General features: G+C 70.8%; 19 protein-coding genes and 4 pseudogenes. 12 read left to right on the forward strand and 11 right to left on the reverse strand.

The features are described 5' to 3' along the window. The 3 genes from AC5LUJ_RS07965 to AC5LUJ_RS07975 all read right to left on the reverse strand — a co-directional run. Nucleotides 1-211 (reverse strand): hypothetical protein (locus AC5LUJ_RS07965; RefSeq protein ID WP_493464714.1); only part of this gene is annotated, 211 nt, incomplete at its 3' end. Nucleotides 212-250: 39 nt separating this feature from the next. Beyond that, complete coding sequence (locus AC5LUJ_RS07970) at nucleotides 251-679, reverse strand: SgcJ/EcaC family oxidoreductase (protein WP_250281571.1); 429 nt, start codon at nucleotides 677-679, stop codon at nucleotides 251-253. 455 nt (nucleotides 680-1,134) lie between these two features. After that, nucleotides 1,135-1,278 (reverse strand): hypothetical protein, encoded by a 144-nt coding sequence (locus AC5LUJ_RS07975; protein ID WP_250281573.1) that lies wholly within the window; start codon nucleotides 1,276-1,278, stop codon nucleotides 1,135-1,137. Between the two features lie 593 nt (nucleotides 1,279-1,871). On the opposite strand from AC5LUJ_RS07975, the gene AC5LUJ_RS07980 reads away from it, so the two are divergent. Together AC5LUJ_RS07980 and AC5LUJ_RS07985 are read left to right on the forward strand one after the other, a co-directional pair. Continuing rightward, on the forward strand, nucleotides 1,872-3,140 hold the full coding sequence (locus AC5LUJ_RS07980; protein WP_493464715.1) for a COG4705 family protein: 1,269 nt from the start codon (nucleotides 1,872-1,874) through the stop codon (nucleotides 3,138-3,140). Nucleotides 3,141-3,487: 347 nt separating this feature from the next. After that, on the forward strand, nucleotides 3,488-4,210 hold the full coding sequence (locus AC5LUJ_RS07985) for an ABC transporter permease (RefSeq protein WP_250281576.1): 723 nt from the start codon (nucleotides 3,488-3,490) through the stop codon (nucleotides 4,208-4,210). A gap of 281 nt (nucleotides 4,211-4,491) precedes the next feature. Here the strand turns inward: AC5LUJ_RS07985 and AC5LUJ_RS07990 are convergent. Continuing rightward, nucleotides 4,492-4,698, reverse strand: a pseudogene (locus AC5LUJ_RS07990) (hypothetical protein); the annotation flags it as partial. Between AC5LUJ_RS07990 and AC5LUJ_RS07995 the strand changes: the two are divergent. The 4 genes and pseudogenes from AC5LUJ_RS07995 to AC5LUJ_RS08010 all read left to right on the forward strand — a co-directional run. Beyond that, a pseudogene (locus AC5LUJ_RS07995) lies at nucleotides 4,698-5,333 on the forward strand (lantibiotic dehydratase); the annotation flags it as partial. The pseudogenes AC5LUJ_RS07990 and AC5LUJ_RS07995 overlap by 1 nt on opposite strands. Before the next feature lie 272 nt (nucleotides 5,334-5,605). Next, nucleotides 5,606-6,340 carry a thiopeptide-type bacteriocin biosynthesis protein gene (locus AC5LUJ_RS08000; protein WP_493464728.1) on the forward strand — a complete coding sequence of 245 codons (735 nt, stop codon included), beginning with the start codon at nucleotides 5,606-5,608 and terminating at the stop codon, nucleotides 6,338-6,340. A 128-nt stretch (nucleotides 6,341-6,468) separates the two neighbouring features. After that, nucleotides 6,469-6,753, forward strand: a pseudogene (locus AC5LUJ_RS08005) (lanthionine synthetase LanC family protein); the annotation flags it as partial. A gap of 4 nt (nucleotides 6,754-6,757) precedes the next feature. Further along, nucleotides 6,758-7,327, forward strand: coding sequence for a lanthionine synthetase LanC family protein (locus tag AC5LUJ_RS08010; protein WP_445548505.1), 570 nt, complete (start codon nucleotides 6,758-6,760; stop codon nucleotides 7,325-7,327). A gap of 36 nt (nucleotides 7,328-7,363) precedes the next feature. Here the strand turns inward: AC5LUJ_RS08010 and AC5LUJ_RS08015 are convergent, their stop codons facing one another. From AC5LUJ_RS08015 to AC5LUJ_RS08025, 3 genes are all read right to left on the reverse strand, one after another. Next, nucleotides 7,364-8,041 carry a class I SAM-dependent methyltransferase gene (locus AC5LUJ_RS08015; protein WP_493464716.1) on the reverse strand — a complete coding sequence of 226 codons (678 nt, stop codon included), beginning with the start codon at nucleotides 8,039-8,041 and terminating at the stop codon, nucleotides 7,364-7,366. A gap of 32 nt (nucleotides 8,042-8,073) precedes the next feature. Further along, on the reverse strand, nucleotides 8,074-8,610 hold the full coding sequence (locus tag AC5LUJ_RS08020; protein ID WP_250281582.1) for a methyltransferase domain-containing protein: 537 nt from the start codon (nucleotides 8,608-8,610) through the stop codon (nucleotides 8,074-8,076). Between the two features lie 93 nt (nucleotides 8,611-8,703). Next, nucleotides 8,704-8,937, reverse strand: a complete 234-nt coding sequence (locus AC5LUJ_RS08025) for a GNAT family N-acetyltransferase (RefSeq protein ID WP_250281584.1) — start codon at nucleotides 8,935-8,937, stop codon at nucleotides 8,704-8,706. Nucleotide 8,938: 1 nt separating this feature from the next. On the opposite strand from AC5LUJ_RS08025, the pseudogene AC5LUJ_RS08030 reads away from it, so the two are divergent. Further along, a pseudogene (locus AC5LUJ_RS08030) lies at nucleotides 8,939-9,336 on the forward strand (DnaB-like helicase C-terminal domain-containing protein); the annotation flags it as partial. 102 nt (nucleotides 9,337-9,438) lie between these two features. Here the strand turns inward: AC5LUJ_RS08030 and AC5LUJ_RS08035 are convergent. From AC5LUJ_RS08035 to AC5LUJ_RS08050, 4 genes are all read right to left on the reverse strand, one after another. Beyond that, complete coding sequence (locus AC5LUJ_RS08035) at nucleotides 9,439-10,428, reverse strand: DMT family transporter (protein ID WP_250281586.1); 990 nt, start codon at nucleotides 10,426-10,428, stop codon at nucleotides 9,439-9,441. Next, on the reverse strand, nucleotides 10,425-11,270 hold the full coding sequence (locus tag AC5LUJ_RS08040; RefSeq protein WP_493464717.1) for a polysaccharide deacetylase family protein: 846 nt from the start codon (nucleotides 11,268-11,270) through the stop codon (nucleotides 10,425-10,427). The genes AC5LUJ_RS08035 and AC5LUJ_RS08040 overlap by 4 nt, the downstream gene beginning before the upstream one ends. Beyond that, nucleotides 11,267-13,060, reverse strand: coding sequence for an MGDG synthase family glycosyltransferase (locus tag AC5LUJ_RS08045; protein WP_250281588.1), 1,794 nt, complete (start codon nucleotides 13,058-13,060; stop codon nucleotides 11,267-11,269). The genes AC5LUJ_RS08040 and AC5LUJ_RS08045 overlap by 4 nt, the downstream gene beginning before the upstream one ends. Before the next feature lie 310 nt (nucleotides 13,061-13,370). Continuing rightward, entirely contained in the window at nucleotides 13,371-13,715 is a 345-nt protein-coding gene (locus tag AC5LUJ_RS08050) for a hypothetical protein (RefSeq protein WP_250281590.1), read from the reverse strand. Nucleotides 13,716-14,135: 420 nt separating this feature from the next. On the opposite strand from AC5LUJ_RS08050, the gene AC5LUJ_RS08055 reads away from it, so the two are divergent. From AC5LUJ_RS08055 to AC5LUJ_RS08075, 5 genes are all read left to right on the forward strand, one after another. Next, nucleotides 14,136-15,218, forward strand: coding sequence for a YncE family protein (locus AC5LUJ_RS08055; RefSeq protein ID WP_250281592.1), 1,083 nt, complete (start codon nucleotides 14,136-14,138; stop codon nucleotides 15,216-15,218). 20 nt (nucleotides 15,219-15,238) lie between these two features. Then, on the forward strand, nucleotides 15,239-15,664 hold the full coding sequence (locus tag AC5LUJ_RS08060) for a polysaccharide deacetylase family protein (protein WP_250281594.1): 426 nt from the start codon (nucleotides 15,239-15,241) through the stop codon (nucleotides 15,662-15,664). Nucleotides 15,665-15,696: 32 nt separating this feature from the next. Then, nucleotides 15,697-16,257 carry an SAM-dependent methyltransferase gene (locus tag AC5LUJ_RS08065; RefSeq protein ID WP_250292244.1) on the forward strand — a complete coding sequence of 187 codons (561 nt, stop codon included), beginning with the start codon at nucleotides 15,697-15,699 and terminating at the stop codon, nucleotides 16,255-16,257. A 100-nt stretch (nucleotides 16,258-16,357) separates the two neighbouring features. Beyond that, on the forward strand, nucleotides 16,358-16,975 hold the full coding sequence (locus AC5LUJ_RS08070; RefSeq protein WP_493464718.1) for a hypothetical protein: 618 nt from the start codon (nucleotides 16,358-16,360) through the stop codon (nucleotides 16,973-16,975). Continuing rightward, nucleotides 16,972-19,176 (forward strand): DUF6182 family protein, encoded by a 2,205-nt coding sequence (locus tag AC5LUJ_RS08075; RefSeq protein WP_493464719.1) that lies wholly within the window; start codon nucleotides 16,972-16,974, stop codon nucleotides 19,174-19,176. Before AC5LUJ_RS08070 ends, AC5LUJ_RS08075 begins: the two co-directional genes overlap by 4 nt. The last annotated feature ends 218 nt before the right edge of the window (nucleotides 19,177-19,394 follow it).

The raw sequence follows: 19,394 nt of genomic DNA on the forward strand, positions 1-19,394 counted from the left end.
CGGCGAGCAGGCCGACCACACCGTCCGCCTTCTCCACCACACCACGGATCAGCAGCGCCGGGCTGGCGCGGGCGACCCGGTGGTAGCCCTGCCACAGCCCGAGCATGCAGATCACGTTCACCATCCCCGTCTCGTCCTCGATGTCGAGGAAGGTGATCCCGCCCGCGGTGGCCGGGCGCTGTCGGTGGGTGACCGCGCCACCGATCAGCACCCGGTCCCGTCCGAGCTGGGCCCTGCGCGAGGGTCACGATCATGCCGGCGCCTCGGCGATCGGCGTGTTCTGCGCGGCGGCCAGCCACCACCGGCCGTCCCGTTCGATCAGGGTGTACAGGGCCATCTCCGAGAACCCGGTGCCGTCGTGTGCTCGCCGGCGGATCTGCCCTATCGCGATTCCGGGCGCCGGGGCGCGCACGGCGACGACCTGGAACTCTGAACGCGGTGCGACCCGGGCGCCCATGAGCCGACGATGCACGGCGATCAACTCGTCGAAGCCAGCCAGGCTGGCGCCGTAGGGACTGCCCCACAACACGTCCGCGGCAAAGGACTGGTCATAGACGTCCGCGTCGCCGGCGTCCAGGCCTTCCTGCAACTCGGTCGCGAGACGGGCCATGGCCGCCTCGGCCGCGGCGTGTGCCGCCGGGTCGTCGTCAAGCACCGGCCGCATCTGAATCCGAGCCATGGTTCCTCCTCGGTAGGGGGTCCACGCCGGACGCTAAGAGCTGAACCGAACTTGAAGTCAAGGCTCTGCGATCAATCCCAGCGCAGACGCCCGCCAGGCCCAGGTTCAGCCGCTCCACCGCGTGGCGGGCGATGAGGAGGGCGTCGAACAGGGCATCCAGCTCGGTGTGGATCCGCTCGCACCCGGCCGAAATTAGATCGTCAGGATCAGAACCGGGCCAACTTTACTGGCACGAACTCCCAACGGGCCAGACTCGATGACAACGGGCCGGCTTCGACAGCGAAGGACAGCGAGGACCACACTCGCCGGCGAGGAAGGCCGGGGTGGGGCCAGAACTCGCCCGCGATCAAGAGCTCCGGAGATCACTAAGTGGGTCCCGGACTCGGAAAGTTGGGCCACTTCGTTGACACAAACCGCCGCCGATCATCAGAACAAGATCATAAGAGTTGGGTGCATCACAGCAACACCAGGTCGACGGGGCCGCGGGCAGCGCGGGCCAACGCCGCCGCGCCGTCGGGGCACCGCCCGCTGCCATGGCGCAGCGCACGAAGCACAGCGGCCAGCCGCTCACCGGTCCCACTGTCGTCCTCGACAATCATGATGCTCGCTATGACACCACACGACAGTTTCTGACCAGAACCCGCTCGCTCGCCCTTCTTACTCGCAAGGCGACGTTGTCGAGTTCTGCCGGCAGTGGGTGAAAGCATTCCACACTGACGGCCGGCAGGTCGCTCATCACCCCATCGAGCCGGGCGACGGGCGATTTTCCGGTCGCGCCGGGACGCCGTCGCCACGGTTCTTTAGCTGCTGGACGAGCTCATGCAGACCGGGATCGCGGACAGCAGGACAACAGCCAGGGCGATGGGGATGATGTAGTGGTCGATCGGGATCGAGCGACCGAGAGAATATCCTGGCAGCGTCACGCCGAGCGCCCAGACGAGACCCCCGACGATGTTGTAGACGGTGAAGGCGCGGGCGGGAACGCGGTTGACGCCCGCACGCCCTCACATCTTCCTTACATGAAGCGACGTGCAGGATATCGACACCACAGCGCCTTGGCCACCGGGCCGTCGACAGGGGAGGAAGCACCGCGCGGTTGGACGGCAGGCAACACCCCACGGCCGATCCGTCCTCCCCGGCTCCCCCCGTCGCCGGTCCGCCCACCGCGACAGACGAACCGAGAAAGAGACCCATGACCTCACAACGCAGCCTCGTCACCGCAGACGACACTCTCGCGCCGGTTCGTCGGCCCCTCAGCAAGGTCCCAGAAGTCACCATATTCTTCTGGATCATCAAGGTCCTCTGTACGACGGTCGGTGAATCGGCCGCCGACTTCCTGAACGTCGACCTGGACATCGGTCTGACCGGGACATCCGTTGTCACCGGTGTCCTCCTCGTCGGCGCCCTGATCCTTCAGTTCACCGCGAGCCGCTATGTACCGGCCAGGTACTGGCTCACGGTGGCATTCGTGAGCGTATTCGGAACACTGGTGACCGACAACCTCACGGACAACCTCGGCGTGCCGCTGGAAACGAGCACTCTGATCTTCGGTGTCCTTCTCGCGCTCACCTTCCTCGCGTGGTACCTGACCGAGAAGACGCTCTCCATCCACTCGATCTTCACCCGGCGGCGCGAGGCATTCTACTGGCTGACCATTCTCGTCACCTTCGCCCTCGGTACAGCAACCGGCGATCTCATGGCCGAGGTGCTCGGAATCGGCTACCTGATGACAGGCATCATCATGGCGGCGTTGATCGCCGCTCTCGCCATCGGGTGGCGATTCGGGCTCAACCCCGTTCTCGCCTTCTGGCTCATTTACATTCTGACCCGGCCGCTCGGCGCGTCGATCGGTGACTACCTCTCCCAGTCACCGGACGCGGGCGGGCTGGGCCTGGGCGCCACACTGACAAGCGTGATCTTCACGGCCGGGATCATCGGCATCGTCGTCTATTTCTCGGCGACGAAAGTGGACGTCATCCCGACCGCCTCGACCTACGACACCGGCACGACGACAGGGCCAACAGGACCGCCGGGACAGGGCGGCCTGGCGCAGACGGTCGTCGTGGTGGCCCTCATTCTCGTCACCGCGGGGACGGGATACTTCCTGCGCAAGTCCGCACTGGAGAGCGGCACCCCGGGCCTGGCCTCCAGCGCCGGCCAGACAACACAGACCTCTCCTCTCGGCGACCTCTCGAAGTTCCGGACCATCACACAGGACACGCTGGATCGCCTGAACGCCGGCCAGCAGTCCTCCGCCACCTCCCGTATCAGCGACCTCGAAACCGCGTGGGACGACGCCGAAGCGCGCCTGAAGCCAAAGGACAAGTCCGCCTGGAGCGCAATCGATGACAAGATCGACACGGCGCTACGCGCACTTCGTTCGACGAACCCGGACATGAACCACGAACGAACAGCCCTGACCGAACTCCTCGCCGGCCTCGGCCCGAACACCGGTACCTGACTGAAGACCCTCCGAGCCGGCCCTATCCGCGTGGAGCGACCAAGAAACGCTGGAAACGGCGCCATGCCCCGCTAACGATTTTTGGTCGGACCCGATACCCGGTTCCTCCAGCTGGTGCGGAACTCCCGCTCACCACAGGTCGATCTTTCTGTCACTCATAGTAATCGCATGGGCCGGTGGTTTAGACGGTCTCGACGCTGTATGTAACGATCAGCGCGCCGCGCCCAGTGTTCGCCCGTTCTCGCGGCAGCCCCAGCATGCGCTACTCGGTGTAGCGGTCGAGCTTGTCGGTCGACTCGTCGGCGAGCTCGAGGCCGCACAGTAAGCCTGTGGGCGATGTCGTACGGATGACCGCGGGCCTGGGTGGTCTGCTGGCCGTTGCGGTCACCTGCCTCACCGTCGCCCGGGTGCCGCTTCGCCGGGCGATGGTCACCGCCGCGGCCCGTGCGGTCGCCCAACTCGCCCTGGTCGGCCTGGCATTGCGCGGGGTGCTGGCCGCTCCAGCGACAACGATCGCGGTCCTCGCCATGATGCTCACCGTCGCGACTCTGACCGCGACAGGCCGCCTCACCGGCTTCCCCCACGCCGGGCGTGTGGTCCTCACCGCCTGCACGGCCGGCGCGGCGGTCACACTCGGGATCATCTTCGCCGTCCCGCTGCTCGACCGATCCGCACGCTATCTGGTCGCAGCCGGCGGGATCGTGATCGGCGGGGCCATGACGGCCTGCACCCTCACCGGCCGGCGGCTGTTCGACGCGATGGTGCGCCGCCGCGCCGAGGTCGAGGCCTGGCTCGCCCTCGGCGCCACACCGCGCCAGGCGGTCGCGGACCTCACCCGTACCGCCGTCCGGGAGGCCCTGCTGCCCGCCGTCGACCAGACCCGCACGGTCGGGCTGGTCACCTTGCCCGGCGCGTTCGTCGGCGCCCTGCTCGGCGGGGCAAGCCCCACGGACGCGGCACGCTTCCAGCTGGTCGTCCTCGTCGCCCTGCTCACCGCGGAGACGCTGGCGGCCGTCATCCTGGCCTGGCTGTTCGGTGCTCCTACCCACATCCCCGACCAGAATACGTAGCTCGTCGTATCCAGTTCGCGCGGCGACATCGTTGACCTGGCGCGCGGCTTGATTCAGCGTCCAGCCGTGGGCGTGCCGCCACGCCGTACGAGGCCGAAACTGATAACGCCTCGCGAACTCAGCGGCGATCTCACCGCGCCCCATCCCCAGAGCCCGCATGCGGGAACGAAGATCGTCCTGTTTCTCCCGCAGGCTCATCCGTGCCGTCGCCATCTCCACCCACTCAGTCCTTGGTCCGCAGCGCACCGCTATCGGCGCAGACTAGAGCGCCGGTCAGGTAGTCAGGCTGCTTGCTGATCGTTTCTGTGGCGGGCGATGACGTGGAGGTGGTGGACGACGGCGGTGCGGCGTAGGTCGAACAGGTTCTTGCGCTGCCCGCGGTAGCGGGCGCGGCGGCCCTGCCAGTGGCCGACGTGGGCGAGGGTGTGCTCGACCGCGGTGCGTTCGCGCAGGCGGGTACGGCCGGCTGGTGTCGCTTGGCGCCCGCGTGCTCGCCGCCTCCGAGGAGGACCTGGCCGCCGGCCGGCTGCACCTGGCGCTCTACGTCGGTGGCACCCAGGACGCCGGGTCGAGCGCCGGCCGGTTCACCTCACTGCTTCCGGGTAGCACGCCGCGCGTGGCCGACCCGCCCGCAGACGCGCTCGTCGCGGAGGTGGTGGCCCGGCCCCGCATTCCGGTGCTGGCGACGATCGCCCCGCCGACCGGTGTCGCCTCGATTCGTATCCCCGTCGGGATCCCCGCCCGGCCGGGTGATCTACGACTCGACGACTTGCTGCTCGTGGCCGACGCCGCGCGCCTCACGCTGTGGTCTCGGGATCGCCGGTGTCAGGTCGTGCCGGTCCTGAACTCTCGGATCGGGCCGCGTTACCTGCCGGCGGAGGCCCGGCTGCTGGCGCTGCTGGGCCGGTCCGGGTGCCGCCCGTGGCGGCTGTTCTCCTGGGGGCCGCTGCGTGACACCGCTTTCCAGCCACGGGTGCGGTATAGGTTGACGATTCTCGCGCCCGCCCGGTGGCGCCTGCCGAGGCTGCTGACGGACGCCGCGCGCGACACCGCGGCCTGGCCGGCCCAGCTGCGCTCCTGGCGGACGTCCACCGTCCCGCCACCTCCGACCGTGGTCGTCACCGACGATGACGAACGACAGCTCCCGCTCGACCTCGACGATCCGCGGGACGCGGAGCTGCTGCGCCGCTATGTGCGGCGCGGGCTGCGGGCCGTCACCGAGCAGCCCGGCGGCGACGGCACGATCCAGGAAGTCGTCACCGGGCGTCCGGCCGCCATCTGCTCGAACTCGTCATCCCGCTCGCCGCCACGGCGCCCCCGCCGGCCCCGGCTCGTCCTATCACCGCGCTGCCCCGGCCAGCTGGGGCCGGGCACTACCTGCCAGGCGGCCCGTGGCTGTCGCTCGCGATCGGCGCACCGGCGGCCCAGCACGACGAGATCCTCGCCGACCTCGCCGGGATCCTCCCGGACCTGCGCGGAATGTTCGACCGCTGGTTCTGGCTGTGCTACCGCACCCAGGCCACCGGCCCACACCTGCGGGTCCGTTTCCACGGGGCCCCGGCCGTACTCGGCGGCGAACTCCTGCCCGCCGTCTCCCAATGGGGCGCGCGCCTGGTGGCGGACGCTCTGGCCTCCGGATTCAGCGTTGAGCCCTACGACCAGGAGATCGAGCGCTACGGCGGGCCGCTGGCGATCGAGGCAGCCGAGGAGGTCTTCGCGGCCGACAGCGACCTGGTACTCGCCACGCTGACCGCGACCCATGAGCCTGAGCAGCGGCTCGTCGTGGCCGCGCTGACCGCGGCGACGGTGGCACGCACTCTCGCCGACTGTGATCATGCCGCGCTCGGCCGCCCCCGCCTCGACCGGGCCGCCCACCGCCGCCTCGCCGAGCTGCGCCGCCTCGTGAACGACGCGGCCCGCGGCGGCACAGCCGCGCTCCCAGCCGGGGCCGCGGGCGGTCTCGCCGACGGCCTGCCCGGAACGGCGCTGTTACACGCCCGGCTGGCGGTCGTCCATGCTGATTTCGCGACGGCCGCGGCGAACCACTGGACCCACGCGGCCCGCCAGACCCTGCGGGGCGTCGACCACCTCGTGTGTTTCACGCTGGTGCGGGCCTGGCCGCGTCGCTGATCATCGGCGTGCCCTGCCTCCCAGACCCAGCCCGCCACGCCACGAGCACGGCCAGGGCCGCCCGCTGGCTGTCCACGCAGGCCGTCACCCTCGCCGAGCACCACCACGCAGCCCTCACCCACCGGGCGATGAGCACGCCCTGGCACGTCTACGACGTCATCACCGGCCTCGCCGGGACCGGCAGGGTCCTGCTCGCCGCCCACCAGTCAGGGCACGCAGCCGCCGAGCCCGGGCTCCTCGCCGCGCTCACCACGCTGACCACGCTGACCAACCACAGAGCGGGAAGCCGCCGCCCCGGCTGGTGGCTGCCCGCAGACCGCTACCCGGCCGCTGTCACCGCGCACCCCTCCGGCGCGGCGACCACCGGCATGGCCCACGGGATCGCCGGACCGCTCGCGCTACTCGCCACCGCCCCACCTGGCCGGATTCACCGTCCCCGGCCAACGCGACGCCATCACCCACGCCGCTGCCTGGCTGCTGCGCTGGCGCGACGAACGCACCAGGACATGGGCCCCGCACATCACCGGCGACGACCTCGATGCCGGCCACGCCGCCCCGCCAGCCGGACGCGCCGACGCCTGGTGCTACGGCATTCCCGGCATCAGCCGCGCGCTCACACCCGCCGGCCAGGCCGCCAGAGAACCCGCGGTAGAGGAGGCCGCCCGGGACGCGCTGCGCCTCCTCGCGGAACGGCCGGGCCACTGGGACGTCGAAGGACCGACGCTCTGCCACGGATACGCCGGCGTCCTCCGCGCCGCCGACACCATCCACAACACGGCCGTCGCGAAGCACGCCGCGACCGCGGTCACCGACGCGTTCGACCCCACGCGCCGCTTCGGTTTCGCACACGTCGCCGGGAGCACGGCCACCGACCGGCCCGGCTTCCTCACCGGCGCCGCCGGAACGGCGCTCGCTCTCGCCGAGCACGCCACGTTCCCCGTCCCCGAGGGCCTGCGCACGGCCTGGGACGCCCTGCTGCTGTCCTGACCCCGTCCGTGTCCTGACCCCGTCCGGCCAAGACGGTCAGACCGCGGCGGGTGCCTGCTCAGCCACCCGGACGAGAACCCGGCTGTCGCGCTTGTCGACCGCAAGCAGCACACCCGACGCCTCCGGACGGACGGCATCGGCCGGATATGCCTCGATCCACAACTGGACGCCCTGCCCACCGTCACGGTCCCAGTCGCGGACCCGCCCGGCGAGCCGGGCCGCCAGATCGGCGCCCTGCGGGCCGTAGCCGCAGGCACCGATCTCGTAGCTGGGCATCTCCGCGTCGCCGTCAGGGCTCGGCCGCGTCGTGAGATACGCCAGCGTCCCACCCTCGACAACACCCATGCTTCCCCACGGCCCCTTCGGCGCCATCAGCCGGCCGGCATCGACCGCGGCCCGCGACACCAGAAGCCGGCAGAAGCCCTCCAACGTGGCCAGCCAGAAATCGAGATGCTCTGTCCAGCCCCACGGGACCTCGACCCCGGTCCAGCACACCGCCACAGGATGATCCAACGCGCCCCGCAGCACCGAGGCATCCCCCGGGCGATCGTCATCGAGCCGAATCGTCAGGTCCGGGCCGGCGCCGACCGGGATGTTCTGCTCACGAACGGCACCGACGCCGTGCATCGGCATGAACCCGTCCTCCACGACCGACCGGCTACGCAGAACCGCTCCGGCGCGCTCGAAGATAATTGTTCGGGTCAGGCCAAGCATCCGCAACGGCACCACCAGACGTCCGTCCTCGGCTAGCTGCTCCCACCAAGCCCTTGGACATCCCAGGCACCCGCCGTGACCACGATCCGGTCAAATGTCGCCTGTCCGGGCACACCGAGCATGCCATCTCCGTGGACCACGGTCACGGCCGCGCCCAGGCCGCTCAGCGCGGCGCGCGCCGCGGACGCCACGGCCTCGTCGTACTCGATCGTCGTCACGGAACCCGTCGGGCCGACCAGACGGGCGAGCAACGCCGCGTTGTACCCGGTCCCAGCACCGATCTCAAGAACCCGATGCCCCGGACGGACGTCGAGATCCTCCAGCATCCCCGCGACCGTGGCCGGCGCGGAGGCCGAGCTGACCGGAACCCCGTCGCCGTCGCGGTGGGTCACCACCGGGTCGGGCCCATAAGCGCGTTCCAGCGACACGTCGGGCACGAACACGTGCCTCGGCACCGCCCGCATCGCCGCGTCCACCTGGCCACTCAGCGCCGCGCCCGACGGCCGCAGGCCGTCCACCATCGCGTTCCTCAGCTTGTCCGCTGCCGCGGTCCCCGCCTCCAGACTCACGGCGCCAGTGTAGTTCGCCCGTCGCCGACCGTTCCCCGGTCGCCTCGCGCACACGCACCCGGTCTCGGCGACGTGGCGGTGCGCCAAGGCCAACTACGGCGATGGAATCGCTGTCCGGTAAAACACCTTGCCGTCATGCACGTGCGCACCCAAGGCGTCGTAAAAGGTCTGAGCCTGGGTGTTCTCCTGATCCGTGGTCCACTCCAAGCGGCTACGACCTTGCTCTTCGGCGATGGTCCGCAGGTGCTCCATGAGCATCCGCCCGACCCCGCGCCGCCGGGCGGCAGCGGAGACGTACAGCTCCTTGAGAAACAGCGAGTGCGTCACCCGGAACGACCTGCGTCTGCTTGTCGTCGACTACCTGCAGCTGATGACCTCGACGAGCCGGCGGGAGAACCGCGTCCAGGAGATGAGCGAGATCAGCCGCGGCCTCAAGACGCTCGCGATGGAGCTTGAGATCCCGATCGTCGTCGTGAGCCAGCTCAACCGCGCCTCTGACCTGCGCGCAGACAAGCGGCCGGCACTGGCCGACCTGCGCGACTCCGGCCAGATCGAGCAGGACGGGGACCTCGTGATCCTGTTGTACCGCGAGGACGCGGTCGAGAAGGAGTCAGCGCGCGCCGGCGAGGCCGACCTCATCCTCGCCAAGCACCGCAACGGCCCGACCAGCACGGTGACCGTCGCGTTCCAGGGCGCTACAACCGGTTCGTCGACATGGCCGGCTGACCGCACACGACTCACCGATCGCCGACGACGTCGCCACATTGCTCGACGACGAGCTGGCGGGCCTGCTGGGCCAGCACGAACGACTCCAGATCGACCAGCGCCTCATGCACCGGCACCGGTGACCACACCCACTCCCCCACCGGGTTGAGCCGGTTCTTCCCGTTCCCCTTGCATGGAACCTGCCCGACCGTGTGGATCAGGGGTGGATCCGGCGTCCGCGGACCCGGCGTCACTGCCGTCGCCGCTGCGCTCCCCGATCGGCGGCCCGGCGGTGACCAGCCCGGTCCCGGCGGTTACCGCGGCTGCCGCGAGGAGCAGCACAGCCACCCGTGGGGTGTCCACGGTCACCCGTTCGTGGAACACCGCGACTCCGATGATCATACTGAGCGCCGGATCGGCGAGAGTGATCGCGACCAGGGGCGCCGCGAGACGATCCTGGAAGGCGTTCTGGTTGAGGATGAACCCGGCCGCACCGATGCCGACGAGGGCATACAGCTGCCAGCCGGTCAACAGGCTGGACGGATCGGCGCTCAGCCTTTCGGCGCAGGCTTTCAACAGCCCGGCGGTCATCCCGTAGGTGATGCCGGTCGCCAGCCCGAGGTAGGTGGCGCGGCGCAGCGCGCGGGCGCGTCGGGCGAAGCCGACAGTCGCCGCGACCACCGGGCCGACCACGGCCACGGTCAGTAACCAGGCCAGGCTGGACGGTTCGGAGACCCCGTCGCCGGGCGTCGCGGCCAGCAGGAACACGGCGAGGCCCGTGGCGGCCAGGGCTGCCACGGCGAGATCGCGGCGGCGGGGCCGGCGCCGTTCGAACGCGGCCTCGAGCGGCACCGCCAGGAACAGCCCGCTGACAAGCAGCACCTGAACGACGGTGAGCGCGCCGAGGCCGAGTGCCAGCGTCTGCAGCCCGAGGCCGGCGACATCGGCGATCCCGCCGGCCAGCCAGAGGGGCCGACGCGTCAGCCGGAACAGCAGACGCGGATCCAGGACCTGGTGGAGTGGTTCCTGGCTGGCGGCGCGGTGTTGCAGCGCGGAGGCGCATGCGAAACAGGTCGCGGACGCGAGTGCCACCGGGACCGCGAGCACGCTCACGGCGCTGTTGCCGTGCGCGGGGCACCTTCCGCGGCGCCCGGGGCGGCACGGCCTGCGGAACCGTCCAGGCGGCCGGTGGGGCGGACCTCCCCGCCTGCTCGCGGGGCGAGGTGCTCGCGTAACGGCCCGACGCGAAGGCCGCGACCGGCGCATTCGTCGAGCAGCGCGGGGAGCGCGCCCAGGGCCGAACGCCAGGCTCCCGGGGCCGACGTGCAGTCGGAGTCGTGTAGCAGCACGGTCCCGCCGCCGACGAGGTCGCGGCGGACGGTGTCGAGAACGGAGCGCGGCGTGGCGCGGGAGCTCCAGTCCTTCCCCCAGGCTGTCCAGAGCACCGGCCGGAGCCGAAGGCGCCGGGCGGCCCGCAGCACCGCGGTGCTGAGCACGCCATACGGCGGGCGGAAGAACGCGGGCGTCTGCCCGGTCACGTCACCGACGAGATCACGCGCCCGGGCGAGGTCGTCATACGTGGCGGTCGGGCCGCGTAGCACGAAGTAGCGGTGTTCCCACCCGTGAACCGCCACCTCGTGGCCGGCCTGCACGAGGTCCCGGCCCAGCTCCGGCGCCCGGACGAGCATCGAGCCGAGCAGGAAGAAGGTGGCCCGGACCTCGTGGGCCGCCAGGGCCTCGAGAAACCGGGGGGTGGAGGTGGGGTCGGGGCCGTCGTCGAAGGTCAACGCGACGTGGCCGGGATCTCCCACGCCGGCCAGGCCGGGCACGAGCCGGCGCCGCAGCCCCGGCACCGACGTGAGCGCGGGCAGGGCGTGGACGGCCGCGACGGTCCCGGTCGCGGCGGCACCGGCCGCGGCGGTACGCCGTAGCAGGTGCCGGGGCAGGCCGCTCACCCTCGGAGCTCCGCCAGCGATCCGACCCGCATCGGCTGGCCGGCCGTCTGCCGGTCCAACCCGGCGAGGGTGGTGGCGAGCCCGCAGTCGGGCCGCTGCGCACACTCCACGAGCACGATCTCCCCTTGTCGTAGCGACGGGATCAGCGAACCGCCGCTGACGTGCTGGTTCGGAAGCACGATAGTTTCGTGCAGATACGCCGCTGTTCCCAGGTCCACCGCGTCCAGGTCGCCGTTGCTGAGGTAGAACTCCAGCGGGCGGCCACCGACCCGTTGCACGGCGGCGGCGGTGTGCCTGATCGCGGAGCGGCCACCGACGATCCCGGTCCGGTAGGGCGGGCCACCGCCGGCGTTGACCAGCGTCAGTCCCGACGCCGCCAGGGTCCGGGCGAGGTCGGGCCGGTGGTGGAGCAACGGGGCGTCCACCGCGACCGCGACCTGCCTGGCCTGCAACAGACGGACCGCGGCCGGGTCGAGACTGGTCTCCGGGCCCGGGTGGACGATGACGAAGACCTCGCCACGCCCGCCCGGCCGGGCGGCGTCGAACCCGTGCGCGACCGCGAGCTGGGTACCGACCGTCATGTTCCAGCCGACGACGACAGCCGTGGCCACGGCCACGACCACGCGCCGCGCCCAGCGGTTGCCAGCTGCCAGGGGTCCCTTCCGCCCGATGACGGCGGCCGTGCGCCCACCGACGGTGCCGGGGTGACCGTCCCGCCGTCCCGCGCCCTCGATGGCCTGGACGGCGACGGCCGTGGGGTCGGCGGCGAACAACGCCAGCCCGGCGGCTCGTTGCCGCCGGCCGCGGGGACCTTCCACCAGCTCGGCCAGGGTGGCCCGCAGCTCGGAGGGGGTGCGGATCCACGTCGAGACGCCGGCCTCGTCCAGGGCGGCCGCGTTGGTCCGACCGTGACCGGGAATCGGCCGGTAACTGGCCACGGGCAGCCCGCAGGCCATCGCCTCCAGGGATGTCAGGCCGCCGGCGTTCTCGACAAGCACGTCGACCGCCTGCATCAGGGCGGGCATGTCCTCGACCCAGCCCAACGGGCAGCCCAGCCCCGCTTCGTCCAGCCGTTCCCGTAACGCGGTGTTGCGGCCGCAGACGACCACCGGCATCGCCACGCCGGTAGCGGCGATCTCCGTGGCGGCGTGCTCGACATCGCCGACACCCCAGGATCCGGCCACCAGCAACGCCAGCCGCTCGCCGGCCGGGAGCCCGAACCGCTCCCGGGCCAGCCGACGGTCCGCGGCCGAGGCCGGGCGGAAACGGCCGGACACCAGCGGGCCGGTGATGACGACCTCCGTGGCCCCGAGCGCTCGCGCCTGGGCGGCACTGACCGCGTGCAACACGTAGTAGGCGTCGATGCCCGGCGCCACGCACAGCCGGTGGACCGAGAAGTCGGTGAGGAAGGTGAACGCCGGTACCGCCAGTGCGCCCCGCCGACGCAGTTTGCCGAGCAGCTGACCGGCCATCGGGTAGGTCGTCACGACCGCGACGGTGTCGGGCGGAAACAGAGCGCCCAGCTTCGACAGGAACGGCGTCATGAGGTTACGGGCCAGCATCGCAGCCCCGTGCGGTAACGCGGTCAGCCGGAAGAGCAGCGCGTAGACCCACGGCACGCGGTGCAGGACCGTCTCGTAGGCGTCGCGCATGCTTTCACCCAGTATCCGACCCAGCACAGTCAGAAAATCGTGGATGTCGACCTCGAAGCCGTGATCACGCAGGCGCCGCGCCCACTCCACGGCCGCCCCGTCATGGCCCGCGCCGACGCTGGCCGTGATGACCACCACCCGGCCACGCGAAGCTCCTGGTAATGGCACGGTTTCGTTTCGCGTGGACGCGGTCGGTCGCCGACGACCGAACAGCCCTCGTTTCCCGTGCCCTGTACCGCTGGTCACACGCCCCGCCCTCTGGCCCCACCGCGGATCCCACAGCGGGGCCGGAACCTCCCCGACCGGCAGCGGCCGGCCACCTCCCAAAAGTGATCACATCGGACCATGCGCATTACGCCTTCCGACGGGCCTTTCGGCGGGAAGAGCCACAAACCGGATACCGACCATAGCCGGACCACGGCCAGCGGGGCGCGGCACGTCACTCAGATCACCGCACGGACCAGGCAACGGCCCCCACCGGATCGGCGCGGGGGCCGTCGTCGCCGAGAACCTCACCGGCCTCGAGCAGCTGCTCGTCGCCCAGCAGGCCGGGCGATCGGCGGAGGTGTGGCTGTTCCCTGTCGATCGCGGGGGCCGACAGCACTCCCGTCCGCGCGGTGGCGCGCCTCGGCCCGCCGGCTCGTCGGCTGCCGACGGCGTGCCGGTGCGGCGACAGGTCGGGTTCGCCGGTCCCGCCGGCGGCGTCGTCGGCCGCGGGCAGGGTCGCCGGCACTCCACCAAACGGATACGCCACAGCCCCCGCGAACACGAAACCCGCTGCTACGAGTAGCATGAGCTCCCACAGTCGTTCAAAGCCCTGGTTGTGAACGAAACCAGGACAGCTCCAGATATTCTCCGGCCCTTCCTCTAAAACACTCCGAACAGCCGTCTGCAGCCACCGTAACTAACCATCTACAGGAACCGCGATATATTCGAAATCCTTGCTACAGCCGAGGTCATCCCACTAATGATCGAGCGAAATTACTCCCGTACATCACGTCCGTGGGCGTGGCTGGACGCCGCGAGTTCATATAAACTGATGAGCATCACCCCACGCCGCAGGCACCGCAGGAGCCACGGGCGGCTGCTCCCAGCCCTGGTCGGGCTAGTAATTGTGCTCATTACAGCAACCGGGCTCGCCGTCTACCACCATCCGTCGAGTGGACCCCGTCCACACACCGGCACATCGGCCGAAGCCTCGCGGTCAGCGGCGGTGCCGCCAACAGCGGGCATCTACGCCCACGCCGGGGCCGGGATGTTCAGCCCGGCGGTGAGCGGCGATCCGGCGCTCGTCTACGTGCCGAACCTGCGGGACGGGACGCTCACCGTGATCGACCAGAACACCATGCGGGTGATCGCGACCTACCGGACCGGGGCGGAACCACAGCACGTGGTCCCCTCATGGGACCTGCGCACCCTGTGGGTGAACAACAACCTCGGCAACAGTCTGACCCCGATCGACCCTCGCACCGGCCAGCCCGCTGGTCCGGCGATTCCGGTCAGCGACCCCTACAATCTGTATTTCACACCGGATGGTAGGTACGCGATGGTGATGGCCGAGGCAATCCACCACGTCGACTTCCGTGACCCGCACAGTTTCGCGCTGCGCCACAGCCTCGACGTCGGCACCCGGTGCGCCGGGGTCAATCACGCAGACTTCTCCCCGGACGGCTCCTACGCGATCGCCACCTGCGAGTTCGCCGGTCGCCTCGTCAAGATCGATATTGCTGCTCAGCGGGTGGTCGGCTATCTCGACCTCGGACCGCATGCCGCCCCCCAGGACATCAGGATCGAACCCGCGGGAAAGATCTGGTACGTCGCCGACATGAACGCGGACGGCGTCCACCTCATCGACGGTGACAGCTTCACGACAATCGGGTTCGTCGAGACCGGGCCGGAAACCCACGGGCTCTACCCCAGCCGCAACGACCGCTATCTTTACGTCACCAACCGCGGCGGTCACCTCATGTCCGACATGCCCCCATTCCCGCACGACGGATCCGCGGGCTCCGTGTCGGTCATCGACTTCGCCACCCGCAAGGTCGTGGTCACCTGGCCGATTCCCGGCGGAGGCACCCCGGACATGGGCAACATCAACGCTGACGGCTCCCGGCTCTGGCTGTCCGGTCGGCGCAGCAACGTCGTCTATGTCTTCGACACCGGCGGTACCGACGGCGACGATCCCGCGCGGGGAAGAATGCTGAGCAGGATTCCCGTCGGGCGAGAGCCGCATGGGCTGGCCGTCTGGCCGCAACCCGGCCGCTACTCCCTCGGCCACACCGGCATCCTGCGCTGACACAACCCGATGACTCCAGGATGCCGAAGCTTCAGCCGAACGTGCCGATCACCGTGTTTGCTGCCGGGCAATGGCCCGCTCGCTATCCGGATCTTGCCGGGCTGATCCTGCAGGCAGGTCACGAGCTGGACAACCATACCTGCACCCATCCCGCGCTGACGGAGCTGCCCGCGTCCCAGGTGAGCGAGGAGATCACGGCATGCCGTGACGTGCTGGCCCGGCTGGCGCCCGGGGAGGGCCGTTACTTCCGCCCCTCGGGCACCAGCCAGGCGACACCGTTGATCCTGACGGCGGCGGGAGCGGCCGGCTACCGGACCGTGGTCGACTTCGACTGCCGCTGCCGAAACCGGCCGGGATCAACACGAGGCCCGGCGAGGACAGCGAACCGGCCGACGAGGGCGCGCCCGAAAGATCGGAGGCCGTCCCCACACAAAGATCAGAAGTAGGCTAGTTCACAAAGAATCTTGCCTAAAAAATCTTGACAAGTTCCGCGTCCTTCATGATTGCCGAACGCTTCGGCTGCCGCGTGGACGGAGTGAACTACTGCGGCCACCACATCGATTTCGCCGAGCGGATCGCGCGCCGCCGCGGATGGGCGGACCGGGTCCGCTTCCACTTCGCGAACATGGCCCATACGCCGTTCCCCGACCAGTCGTTCGACGCGATCGTCTCCAACGAGACCACAATGTGTGTGGACATCGGCGAGGTGTTCGGCGAGTTCGCCCGGCTGCTGCGCCCCGGCGGACGCTACGTGGCGGTCACCTGGTGCCGCAACGACGCCGTCGACCCCCGGTCGCCGGCCTCCCGGAAGATCGACGAACACTACCGCTGCGCCATGCACCCGCGCAGCGCCTACTTCACCGCGCTCGCCGCCCACGGACTGGTCCCCTTCCACGTCGCGCGGCACACCGAGGCGGCGATTCCTTACTGGGAGCTGCGGGAACGGTCGTCGCTGCGCACCGGCGTGGAGGCACCGTTCCTCGAGGGTTACCGCGAGCGCAGCATCGACTATCTCGCCATCGCCGCGGAACGCAGGTAACCGATGTCGCGCGAACCGGAGAATTGCGGAGCACGGCTGGGTCCACCCGGCCAGTGTCCGCGTGCTGCGGGCCTGGCAGACCCAGTACCGGATACTGGGAATGCACGATCCGGGCCTGCTGGCCCATGTGCCTCCCGGGGCGGATCTGGCCGCGGTGCTCGACCGGCTCGCCGAGCTGGGCGTTCTGGTCGACCTGCGCGCCCACGGCGGCCCCGTGCACCTGGACCTGACCCGGTCCGGCCAGCCGCTGCGCCAGATCGTCGCCGCCGACGGCCGACCCAACTACCTGGCCTGCGCCCTGCGTGAGCTACTGCCGCTGGCCGGCGATCACGACGAGATCGTGCTGGCCCACGATCCCGAACTCGACGCCGACTACCGCCTGCTGTCCCACGTGCTCGAGATGGCCGGGGCCACCGTGCGCCGCTACAGGCTGTACTTCATCGCCATCCTCGGCCCCGGGCCGGAGCAGTCGCTGCGCGAGGACCTGCTGCGCCACTGCGTCGCACGCGCCGAACGGCTGTGCGAGAACAGCGGCGGCCCGGCCCCGGGGCACGGTGGCGAACCAGCCGACCCGCCGGGCCGGTCCGAGCTGCTCGAACTGCTCGAACGACACCGCGGCCGTCACCTGTACATCGATCCCTACCGCCTGACCTCCCACGCCTTCGGCCGGCGACGGCCCGCGCCGACCAGGCAACTGCTGTCCGAGGCGTACCTGTGACCGGCGACGCGCCGCCGGCCGGCGACGTACAGGCACTGCTGCGCGCGAGAGCCGCCGCCCGCTTCCGCGCGGCCCGCCCGGACCTGGCACCCCGCTTCGACCTGGACAGCATCACCGGCCTGCTCGCCGCGCGAGAGGCGGTGCGCACAGCGCCGGACGACCCACCGGTGCGGGCCGTCGCCGTCCTCGGCCGCCTCGACCTCGCCGCCTGGACACGCGCGGCCTGCGAGTTCCTGCTCGCCCTACCGTCAGACCAGGCAGCGGCCTGGCAACGGTCCCTCACGATGACGATCTTCCTGGCGGGCAGCCCCGCGAACCTGCGCGAACGGTTCACGTTCGACCATGTCGCCGGGCCCTACGCCTGGCGGGGGCCGGCCCCCGCAGCGGCACACACCGGCCTGTGCCGGCTGCTGCGCACCTTCGAAGCGTCACGCCCGCTGGCCACCGACCAGGCAGTGCGGCGTATCGACCTCCCACAAGGGCCCGACGCCGCGCCCCGGCCATGCCGGGAACTGCTCGTGGAGATCGCGACCGCACGTGTCCCCGCGTCCCGCGCGCTGGTGCACCTGCACCATCTGCTGGCGGACGCGGTCCTGGGCGGCCGCATCGGCCCCGGCGACCGATTGACGCTACGGCCGGTGCCTCACATCGCGGCGACGGACCGGTCGATTCTTGCCCTGCGCATCGACCTCGACCAGCCCGGCGGGTCCGACGACTCCGACGACTCCGGCTGGTCCGGCAGGCCCGGTCAGCCGGGCCGGCCGGACCAGCCCCGGCTGCGCGCCTACGCCGCCCTCCGTCCCCCAGCTCCGCCAGCCGCCGCGCCATCGTTCGATGGGGTCCTCACCCGCGACGATGCGAGCCTTCGCTGGGCGGCCGACGACTTCGGCCATCTCGTCCACCATCGTCCCCGGGCCGTGCTCCGGGCCGCGAGCGTGAGCGATGTCGTGCGGGCCGTCCGGCTGGCGCTCGACATGGGGTGCACCCTCACCGCTCGCGGCCGCGGACACTCGGTGTACGGGCAGGCGCAGGCGGCGGACGGCCTCGTCGTCGACATGTCCGGACTGAACCGGGTTGATGGCGTGACCGCGAGCACGATCCGCGCACAGGCCGGCGCGCGCTGGGCGGACGTCGTCGACGCGGCGCTCGGGCGCAGCCGGGCCGTACCGGTGCTCACCGACGTGGTGGACACCTCGGTCGGCGGCACCCTGAGCGTCGGCGGGATCGGCGGCGCCAGCCACCGCCACGGCCTGCAGATCGACAACGTCGCGGAACTGTCCGTCGTCACCGGAACCGGGCAGCTCCTGACCTGCTCGCCCACCCGTGACCGGAGCCTGTTCCACGGGGTGCTCGGTGGGCTCGGCCAGTGCAGCCTGATCGTCGCTGCCACGCTTCGCACGGTGCCGGCGCCGCGTCGGGTGCGCTACGGGCTGCGAGCGCACCACAGCCTCGATCGCTGCCTCGCCGTACTGCGACGGCTCGCGGCCGACGACGGACCCGACTTTCTGCAGGGACATGTGCTGCTGGCCGCATCGGACAGGTGGCAGTACGCCGTCGAAACCGCCGTGTACGAGTACGGCCCCCGCTCCGACCACGATCATGCCCCCGGCACGGCGACCGGCTCCGCTGCCGGGACCGGGACCGGGACCGGCCGGCAGGCCGAGGCCCGCTCCTACCGGGACTTCGTCCATCGGATGGCCCCGGCGGAGGCGGCAGCGCGGGCAAGCGGGGAGTGGTTCCAACCGCACGCCTGGCTCACCGTGCTCATGCCCGACGCGACCGTGTCCACGCTGGCCGCATCGGTATTCGGCGGCCCCGCTCCCCGGGGGCTCACCGGACCGGCTGAACCCCGGCTGGTCGGCCTGCTGTTTCCCATCCGCCCCGGCAACGCCGACGGGTCGCCCACGCCGATCCCGATGCCGGCCGGACCGGGCCCCGTGTGGGTCCTGTCGGTTCTGCGCGGCGGCCGTGCCGACGACCCCGCCGGCGCGGCGGCGCTCGTCGAGGCGAACCGGGCGACGCGCGACGCGGCCGTCGCCCTCGGCGGCACCGTCTACCCGATCAACGCGGTGCCGACGCAACCGGACTACTGGCGGGCCCACTTCGGCCAGCAGTGGCCTGGCCGCCAAGCCCTGCGGGCACGGTTCGACCCGGCCGCGATCCTCACCCCCGGATACGGGATACCGCGAGATGACGCGTGACAGAGACGGCGGGGCTCTGTTGCGTCCGGTCGGGCTGGGTCCCGGCGGAACGGGAGTGGACGCGGGCGTGTCGACGGCCACGACGGCAGCTGGATGCGCCGCATGGCTGTCGCGTGTGCCGCCAGCTCGTCCGCCGACACAGGACCCGGCCGTACCGGCCACCCGGCCGGCCCTCCACATCCGCGGAGATCCGCCAGTCGATGATGACCCGACGCAGC

It is taken from the genome of Protofrankia sp. CiP1_Cm_nod3 (genome assembly GCF_982290655.1).